The following is a 4,034-nucleotide window of genomic DNA, read 5'->3' as shown; positions in this document are numbered from 1 at the left end:
GGCGACGGCCGGGCCGCCCAGGGGTCCGACGACTCCCCGGCGGGCCGTGCGAGCGGCGCCGCCGCGGCGCAGCACCGCAGGCAACCGAGCAGCGTGGCTCGGACCACGACGAACGGACGACATGACCACGACGACCGACCAGGTGACCACGGCGGACCCGCCAGGCGCCCGGACCCCACGCTCGACCACCCCGCGGCCCAGGACGTCCGGAGGAGGTGGGCTGGGGCGGTACGTCCTGGTCCGGTTCCTCCTCATCATCCCGACCGTCTTCATCCTCGTGACGACCGTCTTCTTCGTCATGCGCGCGACGGGCGACCCCATCACCGCGGCGCTCGGCGGCCGGCTCCGCGCCGACCAGCTCGCCGAGCGCATCCACGCGGCCGGCTACGACCGCCCGATCATCGTCCAGTACCTCGAGTACCTGGGCGGGATCCTGCGCGGCGACTTCGGCACCACGATCAGCGACAACCGGCCGGTCTCCGAGATCCTCACGACCTACGGTGCGGCGACGCTCGAGCTCGCGGTCTACGCGCTGATCATCGCGTTCCTGGTCGGCATCCCGCTCGGGCTGCTCGCAGCCCACCACCGCGACCGGATCCCCGACGCGTTCCTGCGCGTCTTCGCGATCCTCTGCTACGCGACCCCCGTGTTCTTCGCGGGCCTCCTGCTCAAGCTGATCTTCTCGGTCGGCCTCGGCTGGTTCCCCGTCGCGGGCCGTGCCTCGACCGGGGCCGAGCTGCAGATGCTCTCGCTGCCCGACCCGTCGGGCTTCTACGTCGTGGACGCGATCCGTACGGGCGACCCCGCCGTCCTGGGCGACGTCCTGATGCACGCGGTCCTGCCCGGGGTCGCCCTGGGGCTCCTGACCGCCGGGGTGTTCCTGCGCCTCGTGCGGACCAACGTGATCGGGACGCTCGCGACCGACTACGTCGACGCGGCCCGCTCACGCGGCGTCTCGGAGCGTCGCCTCGTCCGCACGCACGCGTGGCGCCCCGCGCTCATCCCGATCATCACCGTCATGGGCATGCAGATCGCGATGCTCCTGGCCGGGGCGGTCCTGACCGAGACGACCTTCGAGTGGAAGGGTCTCGGCTTCATGCTCTCGCAGTACCTCCAGGCCCGTGACTTCGTCGCGGTCCAGGGGATCGTCGTCCTGCTGGCCGTGATCGTCGCGGTCACGAACTTCCTCGTGGACGTCATCGCGGCGCTCATCGACCCGAGGGTGAGGTACTGACATGGCACGACGACTCTCCTGGGGCCGCCTGCCCGTTGTCCACCAGCTCCGTCAGAGCGTCGGGCTCCAGCGCGGCATGCTCGTCGCGGGCCTGATCATCACGGGGCTCTTCCTCCTCACGGCCCTGACCGCGCCGCTGCTCGCGCCCTACGGGTACAGCCAGCTCCGCAACGCGGACGGGGCGTTCGGCGCGCAGCAGCCGCCGTCGGCCGAGCACCTGCTCGGCACGACCGTGGGCGGCTACGACGTCCTGTCGCGCGTGATCTGGGGCGCGCAGACCGCGGCCCTGGTGATCGTGGTCGCGATCGCGGCGTCGATCGTGATCGGCATCCTGCTGGGCCTGGTCTCGGGGTACTTCGGCGGGTGGCTCGACCGCGTGCTCGTGGTCGTGTGCGACGCGATCTACGCGTTCCCGTCGCTGCTCCTCGCGATCCTGCTCGCGATCGTCATCAGCGGGGGCCAGTCCAAGCTGTGGGGCGGCATCCTCGCGGCCGCGCTCTCGATCACGGTGGTCTTCATCCCGCAGTACTTCCGGGTGATCCGTGCGGAGACGGTCCGGATCAAGGCCGAGGCCTACATCGACTCGGCGCGCGTGATCGGCACGCCGCACCGCCGCATCATGGGTCGCCACGTGCTGCGCAACGCGACGCGCACGCTCCCGCTCATCGTGACGCTCAACGCGTCCGAGGCGATCCTCACGCTCGCGGGGCTCGGGTTCCTGGGCTTCGGGATCGAGCCGACGGCCGCGGCCGAGTGGGGCTACGACCTCAACAAGTCGCTGTCCGACGTGACGAGCGGCATCTGGTGGACCGCGCTCTTCCCGGGCCTCGCGATCGTGCTCGCGGTCCTGGGCATCACGCTCGTGGGCGAGAGCCTCAACGACCTGGCCGACCCGCGCCTGCGCAGCCGCCGGGCGGCAGCGGTCGGTGCGGGCGAGGTCGCGGAGACGTCGGTCGTGCCGGGAGGGTCGCTCACGGCCGGCCCGGCGGGGCTGGGCGGTCTGGAAGGTTCGGGGACGTTGGGCGACGAGGGAATCGAGGTGCGCCCGTGAGCGCGCAGCAGTCAGCAGGCGAAGGCGCGACGACGTCGCGCGAGCAGGGCGCGGTCGTCACCATCCGGGACCTCACGGTCTCGTTCGCGACCGACGCAGGACCCATCCTCGCGGTCGACGGGGTCGACCTCGAGGTCGCTCCGGGCGAGGTCCTCGCGGTCGTCGGCGAGAGCGGCAGCGGCAAGACCGTGACGGCCAAGACGATCCTCGGTCTGCTGCCGGAGACCGCGACCGCGCGTGGCGCCGTCGTTCTCTCGAACAAGGCGGGGACGAGCGAGTCCGACGTGGTCTCCCTCAGCCGCTCCCAGCTGCGGGCCGTGCGCGGCACGGACGTCGCGATGGTCTTCCAGGAGCCGTCGGCCGCGCTCAACCCCGTCTTCACCGTGGGGTGGCAGATCGTCGAGGGGCTGCGCGCCCACCGGCGCGTACGCCGCGCCGAAGGGCGCCGGCAGGCGGTCGACGTGCTGCGCCGCGTCGGGATCCCCGACCCCGAGACGGCGGTCGACAAGTACCCGCACCAGTTCTCGGGCGGTCAGAAGCAGCGCATCGTCATCGCGATGGCGCTCGTGCTCGACCCCGGGCTCATCGTCGCGGACGAGCCGACGACCGCGCTCGACGTGACCGTCCAGGCCGAGATCCTCGACCTGCTGCGGCGCTGCCGCGACGAGTTCGGGACCGCGATCGTGCTCATCACGCACAACATGGGCGTGGTCGCGGACCTCGCGGACCGCGTGGCCGTGATGTACCAGGGCAAGGTCGTCGAGCAGGCCGACGTGCGGTCGCTGTTCGAGGACCCGCAGGCCGAGTACACGCGCGCGCTCCTGGACGCGGTCCCGCGCGTCGGCGGGGGCGTGGTCAACGCGGCGGCCCGGGTCGAGGCGCGTGCCGACGGCTGGGCCGAGGGGGCTCCCGTGGTCGTGGCCCAGGGGCTGAGGATCGAGTACCCGGGCCGGTTCCGCAAGCCCGCGTTCGTCGCGGTCGACGGGGTGGACCTGTCGATCCGTCCCGGCGAGGTGCTGGGGCTCGTGGGCGAGTCGGGCTCGGGCAAGACGACCATCGGCCGGGCGATCGGAGGCCTCACGCCCGTGACGGGCGGGTCGCTGTCGGTGCTGGGCGTCGAGATGCGGGGCGCGCGCGAGCGCGACGTGCGGCCCGTGCGCCCGCGCATCGGGTTCGTGTTCCAGGACCCGGCGTCGAGCTTCAACCCGTTGCTCACGATCGCCGAGTGCGTGGCCGAGCCGCTCGTGGTGCACGGGCGGGCCGCCGACGCGGGGGACGCCCGTGGCCGCGTCGACGAGCTCCTGGAGTCGGTCCAGCTCCCGCGCGCGTACGGCGACCGCTACCCGCACGAGCTGAGCGGCGGCCAGCGCCAGCGCGCGAGCCTGGCCAGGGCCCTCGCGCTCGATCCCGAGCTGCTCGTCGCGGACGAGCCGACGTCGGCGCTCGACGTCTCGGTCCAGGCGCGCGTGCTCGAGCTGTTCGCCGAGCTCCAGCGCGAGCTGGGGTTCGCGTGCCTGTTCATCAGCCACGACCTCGCGGTCGTGGACCTGCTCGCCGACCGGATCGCGGTGCTCTACCGCGGCAGGCTCGTCGAGGAGGGCACGTCGGCCGAGGTGCTGGGCGCTCCGCAGCACACCTACACCAAGCACCTCCTGGCCTCGCTGCCCGTGCCGGACCCGGTGCTCCAGGCCGAGCGCCGGCACGAGCTGGCGGCGCTGCGGGTCTGACGGTCCGCTGAGTGCGGAGCTC

Annotated in this window: 3 protein-coding genes; all 3 read left to right on the top strand. The window is 72.6% G+C overall.

Annotated features, from left to right (window positions below; genetic code table 11):
• Window positions 1-121 precede the first annotated feature (121 nt).
• The 3 genes from ACFWFR_RS17960 to ACFWFR_RS17950 are packed head-to-tail and all read left to right on the top strand — an operon-like array spanning window position 122 to window position 4,012.
• Window positions 122-1,234, top strand: coding sequence for an ABC transporter permease (locus ACFWFR_RS17960; protein ID WP_377615343.1), 1,113 nt, complete (start codon window positions 122-124; stop codon window positions 1,232-1,234).
• 1 nt (window position 1,235) lies between these two features.
• Window positions 1,236-2,285, top strand: coding sequence for an ABC transporter permease (locus ACFWFR_RS17955; RefSeq protein ID WP_191805220.1), 1,050 nt, complete (start codon window positions 1,236-1,238; stop codon window positions 2,283-2,285).
• The gene (locus ACFWFR_RS17950) at window positions 2,282-4,012 is read left to right on the top strand and encodes a dipeptide ABC transporter ATP-binding protein (protein WP_377623950.1); all 1,731 of its coding nucleotides are present in this window, start codon (window positions 2,282-2,284) and stop codon (window positions 4,010-4,012) included. Before ACFWFR_RS17955 ends, ACFWFR_RS17950 begins: the two co-directional genes overlap by 4 nt.
• Window positions 4,013-4,034: the final 22 nt, after the last annotated feature.

The sequence above is a fragment of the Oerskovia sp. NPDC060287 genome (assembly GCF_042726775.1).
In the GTDB taxonomy this organism is placed as follows: Bacteria; Actinomycetota; Actinomycetes; order Actinomycetales; family Cellulomonadaceae; genus Oerskovia; species Oerskovia merdavium.
The sequence above is the reverse complement of the archived record's forward strand: the minus strand, read 5'-3'. Positions and strand labels throughout refer to the sequence as shown.

What these genes read in the sequence shown, in the direction of transcription:
- ACFWFR_RS17955 (WP_191805220.1), top strand. Translation starts at nt 1,236, where the DNA reads ATGGCACGACGACTCTCCTGGGGCCGCCTGCCCGTTGTCCACCAGCTC.
- ACFWFR_RS17960 (WP_377615343.1), top strand. Translation starts at nt 122, where the DNA reads ATGACCACGACGACCGACCAGGTGACCACGGCGGACCCGCCAGGCGCC.